Genomic DNA, 16,253 nt, shown 5'->3' with positions numbered 1-16,253 from the left:
CCTCGCCACAAATGCTGCGTAGAATGGCGTTCTGATTGAAACGTTGAGGTCGCAGTGGTGGATTTACAGCAGGGCTTCGTCCTGACCCGGCATTGGCGCGATACGCCGGCCGGCACCGAAGTCGAGTTCTGGCTGGCAACGGACGCCGGGCCGCGCCGCGTGCGTCTGGCGCCTCAGCCATCGGTGGCGTTTATTCCCGCCGCCCAGCGGGAAGCGGCCGAGCGTCTGCTGCACGATGAAAAGAATGTAGAGCTGCGACCGTTGGCGCTGCTGGATTTTCAGCATCGTCCGGTGCTCGGTCTGTATTGCCAGCAGCACGGCCAGTTGATGCGCCTCGAAACCGCGCTCAACCGCGCCGGCGTCGACGTCTTTGAAGCCGACGTGCGCCCCCCGGAACGCTATCTGATGGAGCGCTTCATCACCGCGCCGGTGCTGTTCGGCGGCACGCCTGATGCTGACGGCGTGCTGATCAACGCCCAACTGAAACCCGACCCCATTTACCGGCCGAAACTGCGCTTGGTCTCACTCGACATCGAGACCACCGAAAACGGCGAGCTGTATTCCATCGCGCTGGAAGGCTGTGGCGAGCGCCAGGTGTACATGCTCGGCGCGCCGAATGGCGATGCCAGCATTGTCGATTTCGACCTCGAATACTGCGATTCGCGCACGCTCATTCTCAAGAAGCTCAACGACTGGTTCGCCCGCCACGACCCCGACGCGATCATTGGCTGGAACGTCGTGCAGTTCGATTTGCGCATCCTCCATGAACACGCGCGGCGTCTTGGCGTGCCGCTGAAGATCGGTCGTGGCGGCGAAGAAATGCAGTGGCGCGAGCACGGCAGCCGCAATCACTACTTCGCCTCGGCAGCGGGGCGGCTGATCATCGATGGCATCGAGTCGTTGCGTTCGGCGACCTGGAGTTTTCCTTCGTTCAGCCTGGAAAACGTCGCGCAGACCCTGCTCGGCGAAGGCAAGGCGATCAACAACCCATACCAGCGCATGGACGAGATCAACCGCATGTTCGCCGAGGACAAGCCTGCTCTGGCCAAATACAACCTCAAGGACTGCGAACTGGTCACGCGGATCTTCGCCAAGACCGAACTGCTGACGTTCCTGCTTGAGCGCGCCAGCGTTACCGGTTTGCCGGCCGACCGCAGCGGCGGTTCGGTCGCCGCGTTCACCCATTTGTACATGCCGTTGATGCACCGCCAGGGCTTCGTTGCACCCAATCTGGGCACCAATCCACCCCAGGCCAGCCCCGGCGGTTTCGTTATGGATTCACGGCCGGGTCTGTACGAGTCGGTGTTGGTCCTCGATTACAAAAGCCTCTACCCGTCGATCATTCGCACCTTTCTGATCGACCCGGTGGGCTTGATCGAGGGCCTGCAACACCCGGACGACGCTGACTCGGTAGCGGGTTTTCGTGGCGCACGCTTCTCGCGCAGCCGGCATTGTCTGCCGTCCATCGTGGCGCGAGTGGCCGAAGGGCGCGAAACCGCCAAGCGCGAACACAACGCGCCGCTGTCCCAAGCGCTGAAGATCATCATGAACGCCTTCTACGGCGTGCTCGGCTCCAGTGGTTGCCGTTTTTTCGATACCCGGCTGGCCTCGTCGATCACTTTGCGCGGCCACGAAATCATGCTGCGCACCCGCCAGTTGATCGAAGAACAGGGCCACGCGGTCATTTACGGCGACACCGATTCAACCTTCGTCTGGCTGCGCAGTCTGCACGGCCAGGAAGAAACAGCGCAGATCGGCCATGCGCTGGTCAAGCACGTCAACGATTGGTGGCGCGCGCATGTGCGCGAGGAATACGGGCTGGAAAGCGCGCTGGAATTGCAGTTCGAGATTCACTACAAGCGCTTTCTGATGCCGACGATTCGCGGCGCCGAGGAGGGCAGCAAGAAGCGCTACGCCGGCCTCGTTACCCGCGCCGATGGCAGCGAAGAAATGGTCTACAAGGGCCTGGAGACCGTGCGCACCGACTGGTCGCTGCTGGCCCGGCAATTTCAGCAGGAGCTGTATGAGCGGATTTTCCAGCGCAAGCCGTATCAGGATTACGTGCGCGACTACGTGCGCAAGACGCTCGCTGGCGAGTTCGACGATCGGCTGATCTACCGCAAGCGCCTGCGCCGCACCCTCGACGACTACGAACGCAATGTGCCGCCGCACGTCCGCGCGGCGCGGCTGGCCGACGAATACAATGCCGAGCACGGGCGGCCACGGCAATATCAGAACGGCGGCTGGATCAGCTACGTCATCACCCTGGCCGGCCCGGAGCCGCTGGAGGTACGCCGCGCCGCCATCGACTACGACCACTACATCACCCGCCAATTGCAACCGGTAGCGGATGCGATTCTGCCGTTTGTCGACGACGACTTCTCAACCCTGATCGGTGGGCAACTGGGCCTGTTTTGAGTCGAGCAATTGCAGCGTCCATTCATCGAGAATGCCGTGGAAGTACCGCTCCAGTGCCTGATGGAACAGGCTGTCCTCGGCGCTGAACTGGGCGAACAGAGTCATCGAAGAATGAAATTTCAGGTCATCGGGATGGCCGAAAATGTCTGCAATCGAGCGCTGCGGCACATTCAGCACCAGTTGCGTGCAGGTGCGCAGCCGCGCCCCGAGCAGCTCGTGGGCCAGATAGGCCTGGGCTTCCTCGGCTGAACCAATGGCAAAGCGCCGGGCCATCTCGCTGCCGCCCAACCCGGCGAACTGCGGGAAGACGAACCACATCCAGTGGCTGCGCTTGCGGCCCGTCTCGAGTTCACGCTGGACCCGTTCGAACACCGCGTCCTGAGCCTGGACAAAACGTTGCAGGTTGTACGGGTCGTGCAGATCTGTGCTTCTCATGGCGAAGCCCTCGCAGTCGGCAGCTCAGACCATGGCCAGTCGCTGCTTGCGTTGTGGCGCCGGAAACACCTTGTCCAGCGCCGCCAGATCCCCGGCGTCCAGTTGCAACTGCGCCGCCTCGGCATTGAGTTGCACATGCTCCGGGCGCACAGCCTTGGGAATCGCAATCACGCCGTCATGGCGCAGGAGCCACGCCAGCGAAACCTGCGCCGGGGTGGCGTTGTGACGGCTGGCAATGTCTTGCAGGACCGGCTCGGCGAGCATCGCGCCGCCCTGGCCGATCGGACAGTACGCCATCAACGGCAGGCGCTGATGCTGGCACCACGGCAGCAGATCGAATTCGATGCCGCGCTCCTCGAGGTTGTACAGCACCTGATTGGTGGCGCAGGCCGAGCTGGAGAGTTCTTCGAGGTCGTCGACATCGAAATTCGACACGCCCCAACGGCCGATCTTGCCGTCCTCGCGCAGGCGTTCGAAGGCTTCGACGGTTTCCTCCAGCGGATACTGACCGCGCCAGTGCAGCAGATACAGATCGATGTAGTCGGTGCCGAGCCGACGCAAACTGCGCTCGCAGGCTTGCGGGATGCCCTCGCGGCTGGCGTTGTGCGGGTAGACCTTGCTGACCAGAAAGACTTGATCGCGCAGACCGGCGATGGCTTCGCCGACCACCGTTTCGGCACCGCCCTCGGCGTACATCTCGGCGGTGTCGATCAGGGTCATGCCGAGCTCGATGCCCGTGCGCAGCGCCGCCACTTCACGGCTGTGCGCCGAACGATCTTCGCCCATGCGCCAGGTGCCCTGACCAATCACGGGAACCTGTACGCCGGCCAATTCAAGAGTACGCATCCAAACCTCCTGCCTTAAAGAGTCGATATCTTTAGTGGGCAGCAGGATAGAGCAAGGGTTCCCGGAAGGAAGGAGGAGTCAAGGATGAAACCGGTCAATCGTGGCGAGGGGATCTGGTGGCGAGGGGATTTGTGGCGAGGGGATTCATCCCCGCTGGGCTGCGAAGCAGCCCCAAAAACCTGCAATAGAACGCTGTCTGGTACAGCGCGTGTTGCAGGATCGGGGCTGCTTCGCATCCCAACGGGGATGAATCCCCTCGCCACAGGGGGAGCATGGCAGGTTACTTGGTGGAGAACTTCAGGATCACGCTGTGGGCGTAAGTCTGCCCCGGATCAAGCCGCGTGCTCGGGAAGTCTGGCTGGTTCGGCGAATCCGGGTAGTGCTGGGTCTCGAGGGTGAACGCGCCCCAGTGTGGATAGACCTTGCCGCCCTTGCCCTTGACCGTGCCGTCGAGGAAGTTGCTGGTGTAGAACTGCACGCCCGGCTCGCTGGTGAACAGTTGCAGGACCCTTCCGGATTGCGGGTCGCTGACTTCGGTGGCGAGCTTGCTGACATCGCCCTTGGTGTCCAGCGCCCAGTTGAAATCGAAGCCGCCCTGTTTCGGCTCGGCGAATTTCAGCTGCGGATGATCAGCCTTGATGTGCGTGCCGATTGCCGTCGGTTTGCTGAAGTCCATCGGCGTGCCGGCGACAGCCGCCAGCTCCCCGGTCGGGATCAGTTTGGCGGTGACCGGCGTGTAATGGCTGGAGTTGATCATGGCGACTTGCTTGAGAATATCGCCATTGCCGGCACCGGCCAGGTTGAAGTAGCTATGGTTGGTCAGGTTGAGCACGGTCGGCTTGTCGGTGCTGGCCTTGTAGTCGATGCGCAGCTCGTTGTTGTCGGTCAGGCGATAGGTGACTTCGGTGGTCAGATTGCCTGGGAAGCCCATCTCGCCGTCGGCCGAGAGGTAGGTCAGGGTTACGCCAACCGAATCCTTGTCCTTGGTTTCTTTGGCCTTCCAGACTTTCTTGTCGAAACCTTCGGGGCCGCCGTGCAGGGCGTTGGATTTGTCGTTCTGCGGCACTTGATAACGCTTGCCATCAAGTTCGAAAGCACCTTCGGCCAAACGATTGCCGAAGCGGCCGATGGTCGCGCCGAAGTACGCGGTGCCTTTCTGATAGCCCTGCACATCGTCAAAACCCAACACGATGTCGTCGAACTTGCCGTGCTTGTCGGCGACTTTCAGCGCTTGCAGGGTCGCGCCGTAGGTGATCACGGTGGCCTGCATGCCGTGGCTGTTGCGCAGGATGTACTGTTCGACAGGCGTGCCGTCATTGGTTTTGCCGAAGGCTTTGTGTTCGGCGGTCAGGCCCGCCGCGTTGGCGGAAAGGGTAGCGATCATCAGGGACAGTCCGAGGCCGGAGAGCAGGTGACGGGATTGAAGCATGGTTGACCTTCCTTTTTGTTGTTGTTTTCGTATTGACCGTAGGAGCTGCCGAAGGCTGCTCCTATATGTCACTAGTCATGCTATTTGAGTCGAGAAAGAAGATTTATAGCGGATTTACCGCTGTTGGCAAATATAAAGTCCGACTAATTGACATGGCGAAAAGCACCGAAGGTCGGCTCACCGCCCGGGCACTGCACTTTTTCGTAATCGGCGGCTCTATGCATGGCCAGGATGCGGTGACTCCCGCCGCACAGGAATGTGCCTGTCCGAGATTTCATGCCGAGTGTTTTTGCCCTGATCACCGTCGCTCACCGCCGCCCGTGCCTGCTGCTGGCCTGCCTGTTGTCGCTGTTGCTCAGCGGCTGCAGCCACCAGAACGGCAATGGATTTTTCAATCAGATACGTGAAGGGCAGCCGCAGGAATTTCTGCAGACCAGCGTCGACCGCATGGCCACCCTGGCGATGCGCGACAACCTCGACAGCCTTTACCGGCTGATGGGCAAGCTCTACCTGCGCAACCCGGAAGAACTGCGCAAATCCGGTTTCCTCACCGTCAACGCCGCCGTGAAACAGGTGCGTCTCGCTGTCGAGCAACAGCAGCCATTGCCCGTGCTGGGCGGGCGCAAGGATCTGGCGGCACTGAGCTATGCGATGAGTCCGGAATTCCTCGGCGACCGCGTCGGCGCCTTCATCTATGCAATCGGCAGCATGCTGGTCACCGCTCACGGCAATCGCACCGAGTTCTACATGACCGACGCGATCAATCCGACGTTCGTGCACAACGCCGCGCGTAACATCGAAAAAGCCATGTGGATTTTGTCGCAACGGCAGAACAAGGAAGGCCAGCCGTTGCTGTTCTCCAACGAAATCTCGGAGGAGGGCAGCAACCTCAGCTTCGCCACCGAATTCAGCAAAATCGTCGCACGCCTCGACCTGCTCACGCAGATGCTCGATGAGCGCTATCGCAGGATCGGACTGAATTACGCGCAGAGCCTGCTGTTTCTGAATTTCCTGCCGGTGCAGTGAGCACGGCAGGTTTTCTGTAGCGCAAAGATCCACTGTGGGAGCGAGCCTGCTCGCGAAAGCGTTGCATCATTCAACTCATCGGTCGGCTGACACCCCCTTCGCGAGCAGGCTCGCTCCCACAGGCATCTGCGGTAAATTCGATATGGCATAACCATAGACCGCATCGATATATGTGGTTATAAGAAAAATCGCTATGCTGCGGGCCAGATTTTCCTGTCGTTTTCTGGACGTTTGAATGGAATTGGCAAATTTCGGCCTTGTGATTGCCGGGCTGGTGGTGGGGTTTATCGTAGGCATGACCGGTGTCGGCGGCGGTTCGTTGATGACGCCGATTCTGCTGTGGTTCGGCATCAACCCGGCGACGGCGGTAGGTACCGACCTGCTGTACGCCGCGATCACCAAATCCAGCGGCGTCCTCGTTCACAAAAAAAACAAGAACATCGACTGGGCGATCACCGGCTGGCTGACCCTCGGCAGCGTGCCGGCCGTGGCCATGACCCTGTGGTTCCTCAGCACCCTGCACACCGCGCCGGACGCGATGAACGCCATCATCAAACAGGCGCTCGGCTTCGTCCTCTTCGCCACCGCCCTGGCAATCTTCTTCAAGAAACGCTTGCTCGAATTCGCCCACAAACGCGCCGGCGGCAACTACAACCCGAGCGGTTCGCGGCTTAACGTGATGACGGTGATCACCGGTCTGATCCTCGGCACCATGGTCGCCCTGACCTCGATCGGTGCCGGCGCACTGGGCACCGTCGCCTTGTTCATCCTTTACCCACTGCTGCCAACCCGGCGCCTGGTCGGCACCGAAATCGCCCACGCCGTACCCCTGACCCTCGTCGCCGGCCTCGGCCACGCAAGCATGGGCAACATGGATTGGGGCGTGCTGGGCTTCCTGCTGATGGGCTCGCTGCCCGGCATCTGGCTCGGCAGCCACCTGACCGGACGTATCTCCGACGAAGTCCTGCGCCCGTGCCTGGCGACGATGCTGGTGTTGATTGGTTACAAGTTGGCGTTCTGACTCAGCCTGGAGAAAACACTTCCTGTGCAGCGGCCGTAGGGAGGTGCCGATGATCGCTTACGTCATGTTGCGCAAAGTTCTCCCTGACCTAAGCTTCTGACAGGGCAATGCCTTTTTGCCAGACGCCGCCGGAACAATCGCCACGATGCGCAATCAGTAGTGCGTGGATATCAAAAGGAGATGCGCATGCTCATCAGGTCCCTGACCCTGACCCTCTTGCTGGCAATCGCCGGCCCCCTGTTAGCCGCCGACAGCGATTCACCCCTGGCCGGGGACGTGGGCCGCGCCCGTCCGCTGATCGTGATTGCGCAAAGCACCGTTGATCCGGTGTGGCTGAGCCTGAAAAAGTCACTCGAAGACCCGGCCAACAAAAAGGGCGTCACCGACCGCAACATCAAGGTCTACACCATCCTCAGCATGTCCGGCCAGCTCGACGGCAAGGACATGGGCCAGCAGGACACCATGGCCCTGCTGCGCTCGCTGAAGCTCGGCGCCGGCGCCTATCCAAAAGTGTTCCTGGTGGGCAAGGACGGCGAAACCAAGCTCTCCGCCTCGGGTGATGAAGCCAAGGCATTGAGCCTGGCGAAGATCTTCGAAACCATCGACGCCATGCCCATGGCCGAAAAAGAAGCCGCCGCTGCGGCCGCAGCGCAAACACCCGCCGCCACCGAGCCGGAACCGGCCAAAGGCGCGAAGGGCAGCAAACCGGCCAAACCGAGCAAACCGCCGCAGATGCCGGATGATTGATTGCGCGTTGCGTGAGTGAAGCAAAATCCCTGTGGGAGCTGGCAAACCAGCTCCCACATTTTTTTGTGAAGTGCACAGTTCAAATGTGGCAGCGAGCCTGCTCGCGATAGCGGTTTTTCAGGCGCTGAAAGGTGACTGATCGAGCGCATTCGCGAGCAGGCTCGCTCCCACAAGTCATCTGCTGATCGAAAGTTGTTGCAGCCTGCGACACCTCCAACGTTAACCGAGTGAAAACCCGATCCTGTAGGAGCCGCAGAAGGCTCGGGCTGCGATCTTTTGCTCTTAATCCGCCAACGCCGCGAAAACCGTGTGCGCAATCTTCACCCGTTCGACGTTCGGGTAATTCTTGTTGGCCAGAATCACGATGCCCATGTCCCGCGACGGCACGAACGCTACATACTCACCAAAGCCCCGCGTAGAACCGCTTTTGTTGAACAGCACATTGGCCGGCTCAGCTTGCGGTGGGGTCAGCCACTCGACTTTGTGAGGTTCCATGGCCATGGGGGTCGAGTTGCCGTTTTGCTGTTTTTCCAGGCTGATCGGGTAGGCGTAGCGCTCCCAGCCCAGGCCTTGGGTCATGTCGCCGACGCGGTAATAACCGACGTGGGTGTTGGCGATGGCTTGGTGCAGATCAGGCGCAAGGCTGGCCGGTTTCAGTTGTGCCTGGACGTAACGCAGCAGGTCGGCGGCGCTGGTTTTGATGCCGTAGGCCTCGGCGTCAAGGGCGCCGGGGCTGACGCGCACGGGTTGGTCGGCGCTGTCGTAGCCTTGGGCGTAAAGCTTCGACTGCGCTGGCGGCACGCTGAGGAAGGTGTGCTGCAAACCGAGTTTCGGCAGCAGGGTTTGCGTCATTGCCTGCTCGAACGGTTGGCCGAGGCTTTTCGCCGTCAGGTAGCCGAACAGGCCCAGGCTCGGGTTGGAATACAGGCGATGGCTGCCGGCGGGAAATTGCGGTTTCCACTGCTGGTAATAGCCGAGCATCTTGTCGGAAGAATCCGCCTCGGCAGGAAATTGCAACGGCAGACCGCCAGCACTGTAGGTGCCCAGTTGCAGCACGCTGATGTTGTCGAAGGCGCTGCCCTTGAGCTCCGGCCAGAGCTGGCTGGCCTTGCTCGACAGGTCAAGTTTGCCTGTGGCCTGGGCGTAACCGGCGAGGGTGGCGGTGAAGGTTTTACTCACCGAGCCGACTTCGAAGAGGGTGTTTTCACTGACTTTTTGCCCGGTGTCTTTGGCAGCGACTCCGTAATTAAAGTAATGCGCCTGGCCATTCAGCGTGATCGCTACGGTCAGCCCCGGGATGTTGTTTTGCTGCATCACCGGGGTGACGGCTTGGCTGACCAGTGCCTGCAATTGCGCATCCGTCGGCGTTGCGGCATGACAGGCAACGCTGCCGAAGAACAGTGCGAAAGCGCTGTGGGAAAAGACCTTGCTCGGTTTGAAGGAACACATGAGTGAATCACTCTCCATGAGTGTCGTTTGTTGTATCCCGCTACACTGCGGGTGATTTTTTCATCGGGCGGCTGATCAGCGCGGTTAATTTAGGCACTTTGCCGACCTTCGACAAACGATGAAAACTCGCACGAACCCTTAGAAAAATTTGGGACAACCCATGATTCGACCGCAACTGCCGCTCAACGCTCTGCGCGCGTTTGAAGCCTCGGCACGTCATCTGAGCTTCACCCGCGCCGCCGTCGAACTGTGCGTAACGCAGGCAGCGGTCAGCCATCAGGTCAAAAGCCTGGAAGCGCAGCTCAACCTGACCCTGTTCAAACGCCTGCCCCGTGGGCTGATGCTGACCAGTGAAGGCGAAACCTTGCTGCCGGTGCTCAGCACCTCATTCGACCACATTGCGCAGATGCTCGAGCGTCTGGCTGGTGGGCAGTATCGCGACATGTTGACGGTCGGCGCGGTGGGCACGTTTGCGGTGGGTTGGCTGTTGCCGAGACTGGCGGATTTTCGCGGGAAATATCCGCTGATCGATTTACGCCTCTCGACGAATAACAACCGGGTCGATGTGGCGGCGGAAGGGCTGGATTACGCGATTCGTTTCGGCGCTGGCGCCTGGCATGGCATCGAGGCGACACGCTTGCTCGATGCACCGTTGTCGGTGTTATGCGTGCCGGAGATTGCTCGGCAACTGCACGCGCCGGCGGACCTGTTGCAGCAGACCTTGCTGCGTTCCTATCGCACTGATGAATGGCCGCAGTGGTTTCAGGCGGCGGGCCTGGCGACCCAGGCTGCGCCACCGCAAAGCATCGTCTTCGACTCTTCACTGGCGATGATGGAAACGGCGTTGCAGGGCGGCGGCGTGGCGTTGGCGCCGCCACTGATGTTCGCCCGGCAACTGGCGGCTGATGCGATTTGCCAGCCGTTTGCAATCGAGATAACCACCGGCAGCTACTGGCTGACGCGGTTGCAGTCGCGAGCGGAAACGGCGGCGATGAACGCGTTCAAGGCGTGGTTACTGCAAGTTTCTGCCTGACACAACCCCCCCCCTTGTGGGAGCGAGCCTGCTCGCGAAAGCGGTGCATCAGCGACAGCACTATCGACTGACCTGACGCCTTCGCGAGCAGGCTCGCTCCCACAATTGAAATCAGCGGCGCCTGCTGGATCACCGCACCAGACACGGCCGCTTGTTATCGAATTTCCACCCCGGAATCAGGAACTGCATCGCCACGCTGTCATCCCGCGCGCCGAGGCCCATGCCTTTGTACAGTTCGTGGGCCTTGGCCACTTGATCCATGTCCAGTTCCACGCCCAGTCCCGGTTTCTGCGGCACCTGCACGCAGCCGTCGACAATTTGCAGCGGTGCCTTGGTCAGGCGCTGACCGTCCTGCCAGATCCAGTGGGTGTCGATGGCCGTGATCTCGCCGGGTGCGGCGGCGGCGACGTGGGTGAACATGGCCAGGGAAATATCGAAGTGGTTGTTGGAATGCGAGCCCCAGGTCAGGCCCCATTCGTGGCACATCTGCGCGACCCGCACCGAACCCTGCATGGTCCAGAAGTGCGGGTCGGCCAGCGGGATGTCCACTGACTGCAACTGAATCGCGTGGCCCATTTCACGCCAATCGGTGGCGATCATGTTGGTCGCGGTTTTCAGCCCGGTGGCGCGACGGAATTCGGCCATGACTTCGCGACCGGAATAACCGTTTTCCGCGCCGCACGGATCTTCGGCGTAGGCGAGTACGTGGTGCTGATCGCGGCATAGACGAATCGCCTCTTTCAATGACCATGCACCGTTCGGATCGAGGGTGATCCGCGCGTCGGGGAAGCGCTCGGCCAGTGCTGTGACCGCTTCGATTTCGGCATCGCCGCTGAGCACGCCGCCCTTGAGTTTGAAATCCTTGAAGCCGTACTTGGCGTGCGCCGCCTCGGCCAGACGCACCACCGCTTCGGCGGTCAAGGCCTTCTCGTGGCGCACGCGGAACCAGTCGTTGTCGGCGTCTGGTTCGCTGCGATAGGCCAGATCGGTTTCGTGTTGATCGCCGACGTAGAACAGATAACCGAGCATCTTCACTTCGTCGCGTTGCTGACCTTCACCGAGCAGCGCCGCCACCGGCACGTCCAGATGCTGGCCGAGCAGGTCGAGGAGGGCGGCTTCCAGGCCGGTGACCGCGTGAATGGTGATGCGCAGGTCGAACGTCTGCAGACCACGGCCGCCGGCATCGCGGTCGGCGAAGGTCTGGCGCACCTGGTTGAGGATCTTCTGGTAGGTGCCGATGGGGCTGCCGACCACCAGATTGCGCGCGTCTTCCAGGGTCTGGCGAATGCGCTCGCCACCGGGCACTTCGCCGACGCCGGTGTGACCGGCGTTGTCCTTGAGGATGACGATGTTGCGGGTGAAAAACGGCCCGTGGGCGCCGCTCAGGTTGAGCAGCATGCCGTCGTGACCGGCCACCGGAATCACTTGCATGTCGGTGATGATCGGAGCTTTGGCGGTGTCGTGAGTAGTCATTATTGTTTTCCTTGTCGAGACGAAGTCAGGCGTGTTTCGGCGCGGCGTCGGCCACAGCCTTTTCAGCAGCGGGTTTCGGCGTGGTGCGCGCGGCGAAGACGATGATTGCGGCGATGATCGAGGTCGCGGCCAGACCATAGAGGCCGCCCTGAATCGAGCCGGTGTGTTGCTCAAGCAGGCCAAAAGTGGTCGGTGCGACGAAGCCGCCGAGGTTGCCGACCGAGTTGATCAGCGCGATCACTGCCGCCGCGATGCGTGCATCCAGATAAGCCTGGGGAATCGGCCAGAACAGTGACGAGGCGGATTTGAAGCCCAGCGCCGCAAAGCAGATCGCGACGAAGGCGAAGATCGGCCCGCCAGTGGTGGACATGAACATCCCCGCTGCGGCGATCAACAGGGCGGTGGCGACCCAAGCTTGTTGATGTTTCCACTTCGCCGACAGCGAGGCGAAGGCGTACATGCCGACGATCGACAGCAACCATGGAATCGAGTTGAACAGGCCGACCTGCACGTCGCTGAGTTCGCCCATCTTCTTGATGATGCTCGGCAGCCAGAAAGTCGCCGCATAAATGGTCAACTGAATGAAGAAGTAGATCAGGCAGAACAGAATGATCTGCCGGTCCTTGAGCAGTTTGCCCAGCGACGGCCGGATCGGCGTCGCGGCTTCGCGGGCCTTTTGCTCGTCGTCGATGGCGCTGACCAACGCATCCTGTTCGGCGCGGCTCAGCCATTTCGCGTCGTGGGGTTTGGCGTCCAGCCAGAACCAGACAAACACGCACAGGCACACCGAGAACATCCCCTCGATGAAGTACATCCATTGCCAGCCGTGCATGCCCAGCCCATTGATCTGCAGGAGCAGACCGGACAGCGGGCCGGAGATCAGCGAGGCCACGGCAGAGCCGCTGAGGAAGATCGCGATCGCCTTGCCGCGCTCGACGCCGGGCAGCCAACGGGTGAAGTAATAAATCACCCCGGGAAAGAACCCGGCCTCGGCGACACCGAGCAGGAAACGCAGAATATAGAAGTGGGTTTCGTTCTGGATGAAGGCCATGCAGGCCGCGACTATGCCCCAGGTGAACATGATGCGGGTCAGCCAGATGCGTGCGCCGACTTTCTGCAAAAGCATGTTGGACGGCACTTCGAACAGCGCGTAACCGATGAAGAACAGCCCGGCGCCGAAGCCATAGGCGGCAGCACCAATGCCCAGATCGGTTTCCATATGCGTGCGGACGAAGCCGATGTTCACCCGGTCAATGTAATTGACGATGAACATGATCACGAAGAGCGGCAGGACGTGGCGTTTGACTTTGGAGATGGCTGAGGCGAGCGTCGGGTCGACGCTGTCCTGCATCCCGGAGATGGAGGTTTTCACTGATGTTTCTCCCACTGATTATTTTTATGCGGGTAGGGCTGGGTGCTGCGTTGTTGCTAGACATCATACAACTGTAATTTTTTGTCCTACAAGTGGGGAGGGCGATCAAATTCTTCTGATTGTTCGGTTTTTTATGCGAAAACAGGATTTAAGCTTGTATTTATTGATTGTTGCGCCAGTCGAGCGGAGCGCTTTTTTGAGATATGAATGGTGATGCGTGATGGCTGGCTATTGAAAATATTCGACGTAATTGAGTGTTGTCATACAAGTAGATGGCCTATCGACCGCTAAAATCCATCTCAACCGTCATCCCGCAGTGCTACGATCGGCAAGCCCCGATCACCGGAACCGATCATGCAAGAAGACCTCGACGCGCCCGCGCGCAAACGCACGCACAACCTCGCTCATGACCTGGTGGAAAAGCTCACCCAGAGCATCCTGCTCGGACAACTGTCGCCCGGTGACAAGCTGCCTTCGGAGAACTCCATCGTTCAGGAGCACGGCGTCAGCCGCACGGTGGTGCGCGAGGCGATTTCCAAGTTGCAGGCCTCGGGGCTGGTGGAGACGCGCCATGGCATCGGCACTTTCGTGATCGAGCGTGCAGCGGAGCAGGGCCTGCGCCTGAACGTCGATACGGCGCTCGGCGTGCGCAGCATTCTCGAATTGCGCATGGGCCTGGAGACGCAAGCGGCGGCGCTGGCGGCGCAGCGGCGCAGTGAGCAGCAGGTCCAGCAGATGCGTCAGGCGCTGGATGACTATCAACGGCTGCTGGCCAACAACGACAGCTGCGTGGAGGCCGATCGGCGTTTCCATCTGCTGATCGCCGAGGCCACCGGTAATGCTTGTTTTAGCGAAATCATGCAGCACCTGGGCAGTGCGATGATCCCGCGCAATCGCCTGAATGCTGCCGAGCGTGGCGCGGCGGATCTGAGCAAGCTCGGCCACTTGGCCAATCTGGAACACGAGGCGATTCTGAACGCGATCAAACGTCAGGACGCCGATGCCGCCCGTGCCGCGATGTGGCTGCACCTGACCAACAGTCGTGATCGCTTTATCGCCCAAGGCTGATGCCGCTGGTCTGATCTATCGCACGCCGTCAACGGTCGCGCTTCCAAACAATACGCCCCGGATAATCCGGGCCAGTATTGTGAGGTGCAGCATGGCTGATGACTCGCTTGTTCCCGGTGGCATGGCGCCCACCGAGCAGACCCGCCCCGTATCCGGCACTGACGAGCCGACCCTGAGCGATCACGACGCCCCGCCGGGCATGGACCCTGGCCGCGACCCATTGAGCGATGCCGACCGGCCGGATGACTGGAAGGATCCGCCGGATGACGACAATGTACCGTCGGCAGACGAGCCGACGCCGTTGTCGGATGATTTGCGCTGAGGTCTGGATTATTCATTGAGTGGGCCGGCCTCTTCGCGAGCAGGCTCGCTCCCACAGTGGATGACACAAACTCCCTGTGGGAGCGAGCCTGCTCGCGAAGACGGCATCGGCTTCGCAGCAAATTACGGCCATGCTGCGAGTGCCAGACAAGATCGCCAGTCAACCAACACGCAAATCCCGCATCAACAACCCAAAGCGCAAATCCACCGCGTCCGGAATCGGCACGTACACCGTATGCCCGTCCCCCGGCGCCACTTCGATCGCTTGGCCGCTGACACTCTGCAATTCATGCAGATCAAAATGGAAATTGCCCTTGGGCGTCATCAGTTCCAGATGATCGCCCACGGCAAAACGATTCTTCACTTTCACTTCGGCCAGGCGATCCCGGCGCTCGCCGGTCAGCTCGCCAACGAACTGCTGCCGCTCCGACACCGAACTGCCGTGCTGATAATTCTGATATTCGTCGTGCACATGCCGGCGCAGAAAACCTTCGGTGTAGCCGCGCTGGGCCAGCGATTCCAGATCCAGCATCAGGCTGCGATCGAACTCGCGCCCGGCCACGGCATCATCGATCGCCCGGCGATATACCTGGGTGGTGCGCGCGCAGTAAAAGTGCGATTTGGTCCGGCCTTCGATTTTCAAGGAGTGCACGCCCATGCGCGTCAGCCGTTCGACATGCTGCACCGCGCGCAGGTCCTTGGCGTTCATGATGTAGGTGCCGTGTTCGTCTTCGAACGCCGGCATCAATTCGTCGGGGCGATTGGCTTCCTGGAGCAGGAAGACTTGATCGGTCGGTGCGCCGAGACCCAGCGTCGGCTCGGGTTCAAAGGTCTGGACGATCTCGCCGAGCTGGTTTTCCGTCGCTTCTTGCGCCGTGTACTTCCAGCGGCAGGCGTTGGTGCAGGTGCCCTGATTGGCATCGCGCTTGTTCATGTAACCGGAAAGCAGGCAGCGCCCGGAATAGGCCATGCACAGCGCGCCATGCACGAACACCTCCAGCTCCATGTCCGGCACCTGTTCGCGGATTTCACCGATTTCTTCGAGGGACAGTTCGCGCGACAGAATGATCCGGCTCAGTCCCTGTTGCTGCCAGAACTCGACGCTCGCCCAATTCACCGTGTTGGCCTGCACCGACAGGTGAATCGGCATCTGCGCAAAGTGCTGGCGCACCAGCATGATCAGGCCCGGGTCGGACATGATCAGCGCATCCGGTGCCATCTCGATCACTGGCGCCAGATCCTTGAGAAACGTCTTCAGCTTGGCGTTGTGCGGGGCGATGTTGACCACCACGTAGAAGCGCTTGCCCTGCGCCTGCGCCTCACGGATGCCCAGCGCCAGGTTGGCATGATCGAACTCGTTGTTGCGCACCCGCAGGCTGTAGCGCGGCTGGCCAGCGTAGACCGCATCGGCGCCGTAGGCGAAGGCGTAGCGCATGTTTTTCAGGGTGCCGGCGGGGGCGAGAAGCTCGGGGGCGATGAGAGTCTGCATTTGGATGTCGGTCGCAAAAGCCGCGCAGGGTAGGGCAGCTGTTGCGAGGGTTCATTGATCTGGATCTATGCTCCATGAATAAACATGGCACTCGCGCGCTCGGCGGCTGACTAAGTGGGGCGGGCG

At 60.8% G+C, this 16,253-nt stretch carries 14 protein-coding genes; 7 read left to right on the top strand and 7 right to left on the bottom strand.

Annotated elements, in window-relative coordinates; translation table 11 throughout:
* The first annotated feature begins 57 nt into the window (after positions 1–57).
* Complete coding sequence (locus tag CKW30_RS24070; RefSeq protein WP_177434233.1) at positions 58–2,418, top strand: DNA polymerase II; 2,361 nt, start codon at positions 58–60, stop codon at positions 2,416–2,418.
* On the opposite strand, the gene CKW30_RS24065 is transcribed toward CKW30_RS24070, so the two are convergent.
* The 3 genes from CKW30_RS24065 to CKW30_RS24055 form a co-directional block, all read right to left on the bottom strand.
* Positions 2,383–2,853 carry a DUF1810 domain-containing protein gene (locus CKW30_RS24065; RefSeq protein ID WP_095182123.1) on the bottom strand — a complete coding sequence of 157 codons (471 nt, stop codon included), beginning with the start codon at positions 2,851–2,853 and terminating at the stop codon, positions 2,383–2,385. The two genes, CKW30_RS24070 and CKW30_RS24065, sit on opposite strands and share 36 nt — an antisense overlap.
* Before the next feature lie 24 nt (positions 2,854–2,877).
* Positions 2,878–3,699: an aldo/keto reductase gene (locus CKW30_RS24060; protein WP_095182122.1), complete on the bottom strand. Its 822-nt coding sequence runs from the start codon at positions 3,697–3,699 to the stop codon at positions 2,878–2,880.
* Between the two features lie 280 nt (positions 3,700–3,979).
* The gene (locus CKW30_RS24055; protein WP_056788705.1) at positions 3,980–5,128 is read right to left on the bottom strand and encodes an aldose epimerase family protein; all 1,149 of its coding nucleotides are present in this window, start codon (positions 5,126–5,128) and stop codon (positions 3,980–3,982) included.
* Positions 5,129–5,404: 276 nt separating this feature from the next.
* Here CKW30_RS24055 and CKW30_RS24050 point away from each other — a divergent pair, with 276 nt between their 5' ends.
* The 3 genes from CKW30_RS24050 (at position 5,405) to CKW30_RS24040 (ending at position 7,922) form a co-directional block, all read left to right on the top strand.
* Positions 5,405–6,154 carry a hypothetical protein gene (locus CKW30_RS24050; RefSeq protein ID WP_056788708.1) on the top strand — a complete coding sequence of 250 codons (750 nt, stop codon included), beginning with the start codon at positions 5,405–5,407 and terminating at the stop codon, positions 6,152–6,154.
* 235 nt (positions 6,155–6,389) lie between these two features.
* Positions 6,390–7,175 carry a sulfite exporter TauE/SafE family protein gene (locus CKW30_RS24045; protein ID WP_041477188.1) on the top strand — a complete coding sequence of 262 codons (786 nt, stop codon included), beginning with the start codon at positions 6,390–6,392 and terminating at the stop codon, positions 7,173–7,175.
* 186 nt (positions 7,176–7,361) lie between these two features.
* Positions 7,362–7,922, top strand: coding sequence for a DUF4174 domain-containing protein (locus CKW30_RS24040; RefSeq protein ID WP_095182121.1), 561 nt, complete (start codon positions 7,362–7,364; stop codon positions 7,920–7,922).
* Between the two features lie 282 nt (positions 7,923–8,204).
* Here the strand turns inward: CKW30_RS24040 and ampC are convergent, their stop codons facing one another.
* On the bottom strand, positions 8,205–9,371 hold the full coding sequence (gene ampC, locus CKW30_RS24035; protein ID WP_095182120.1) for a class C beta-lactamase: 1,167 nt from the start codon (positions 9,369–9,371) through the stop codon (positions 8,205–8,207).
* Positions 9,372–9,531: 160 nt separating this feature from the next.
* Between ampC and CKW30_RS24030 the strand changes: the two genes are divergently transcribed.
* Positions 9,532–10,404 (top strand): LysR family transcriptional regulator, encoded by an 873-nt coding sequence (locus CKW30_RS24030; RefSeq protein WP_095182119.1) that lies wholly within the window; start codon positions 9,532–9,534, stop codon positions 10,402–10,404.
* 129 nt (positions 10,405–10,533) lie between these two features.
* Here the strand turns inward: CKW30_RS24030 and gudD are convergent, their stop codons facing one another.
* Both gudD and CKW30_RS24020 read right to left on the bottom strand, forming a co-directional pair.
* Positions 10,534–11,877: a glucarate dehydratase gene (gene gudD / locus CKW30_RS24025; RefSeq protein WP_095182118.1), complete on the bottom strand. Its 1,344-nt coding sequence runs from the start codon at positions 11,875–11,877 to the stop codon at positions 10,534–10,536.
* A gap of 25 nt (positions 11,878–11,902) precedes the next feature.
* A complete protein-coding gene (locus CKW30_RS24020; RefSeq protein ID WP_024013478.1) occupies positions 11,903–13,249 on the bottom strand; it encodes an MFS transporter in 1,347 nt (448 codons plus the stop codon).
* A 354-nt stretch (positions 13,250–13,603) separates the two neighbouring features.
* Here CKW30_RS24020 and CKW30_RS24015 point away from each other — a divergent pair, with 354 nt between their 5' ends.
* Together CKW30_RS24015 and CKW30_RS24010 are read left to right on the top strand one after the other, a co-directional pair.
* Entirely contained in the window at positions 13,604–14,317 is a 714-nt protein-coding gene (locus tag CKW30_RS24015; protein ID WP_016775357.1) for a FadR/GntR family transcriptional regulator, read from the top strand.
* Positions 14,318–14,408: 91 nt separating this feature from the next.
* Positions 14,409–14,639, top strand: coding sequence for a hypothetical protein (locus CKW30_RS24010; protein WP_095182117.1), 231 nt, complete (start codon positions 14,409–14,411; stop codon positions 14,637–14,639).
* A 159-nt stretch (positions 14,640–14,798) separates the two neighbouring features.
* On the opposite strand, the gene yegQ is transcribed toward CKW30_RS24010, so the two are convergent.
* The gene (yegQ, locus tag CKW30_RS24005; RefSeq protein WP_095182116.1) at positions 14,799–16,127 is read right to left on the bottom strand and encodes a tRNA 5-hydroxyuridine modification protein YegQ; all 1,329 of its coding nucleotides are present in this window, start codon (positions 16,125–16,127) and stop codon (positions 14,799–14,801) included.
* Positions 16,128–16,253 lie beyond the last annotated feature (126 nt).

Origin of the sequence: Pseudomonas sp. Irchel 3F6 (genome assembly GCF_900187595.1) — a bacterium.
Lineage (GTDB): Bacteria > Pseudomonadota > Gammaproteobacteria > Pseudomonadales > Pseudomonadaceae > Aquipseudomonas > Aquipseudomonas siliginis.
This window is presented reverse-complemented; position numbering and strand designations above follow the sequence as displayed.

Bases quoted from the DNA above. Each gene is read 5' to 3' on its own strand.
- gudD (WP_095182118.1), bottom strand. From the start codon at position 11,877: ATGACTACTCACGACACCGCCAAAGCTCCGATCATCACCGACATGCAA.
- CKW30_RS24045 (WP_041477188.1), top strand. From the start codon at position 6,390: ATGGAATTGGCAAATTTCGGCCTTGTGATTGCCGGGCTGGTGGTGGGG.
- yegQ (WP_095182116.1), bottom strand. From the start codon at position 16,127: ATGCAGACTCTCATCGCCCCCGAGCTTCTCGCCCCCGCCGGCACCCTG.
- CKW30_RS24015 (WP_016775357.1), top strand. From the start codon at position 13,604: ATGCAAGAAGACCTCGACGCGCCCGCGCGCAAACGCACGCACAACCTC.
- CKW30_RS24060 (WP_095182122.1), bottom strand. From the start codon at position 3,699: ATGCGTACTCTTGAATTGGCCGGCGTACAGGTTCCCGTGATTGGTCAG.
- CKW30_RS24030 (WP_095182119.1), top strand. From the start codon at position 9,532: ATGATTCGACCGCAACTGCCGCTCAACGCTCTGCGCGCGTTTGAAGCC.
- ampC (WP_095182120.1), bottom strand. From the start codon at position 9,371: ATGTGTTCCTTCAAACCGAGCAAGGTCTTTTCCCACAGCGCTTTCGCA.
- CKW30_RS24040 (WP_095182121.1), top strand. From the start codon at position 7,362: ATGCTCATCAGGTCCCTGACCCTGACCCTCTTGCTGGCAATCGCCGGC.
- CKW30_RS24050 (WP_056788708.1), top strand. From the start codon at position 5,405: ATGCCGAGTGTTTTTGCCCTGATCACCGTCGCTCACCGCCGCCCGTGC.
- CKW30_RS24065 (WP_095182123.1), bottom strand. From the start codon at position 2,853: ATGAGAAGCACAGATCTGCACGACCCGTACAACCTGCAACGTTTTGTC.
- CKW30_RS24055 (WP_056788705.1), bottom strand. From the start codon at position 5,128: ATGCTTCAATCCCGTCACCTGCTCTCCGGCCTCGGACTGTCCCTGATG.
- CKW30_RS24010 (WP_095182117.1), top strand. From the start codon at position 14,409: ATGGCTGATGACTCGCTTGTTCCCGGTGGCATGGCGCCCACCGAGCAG.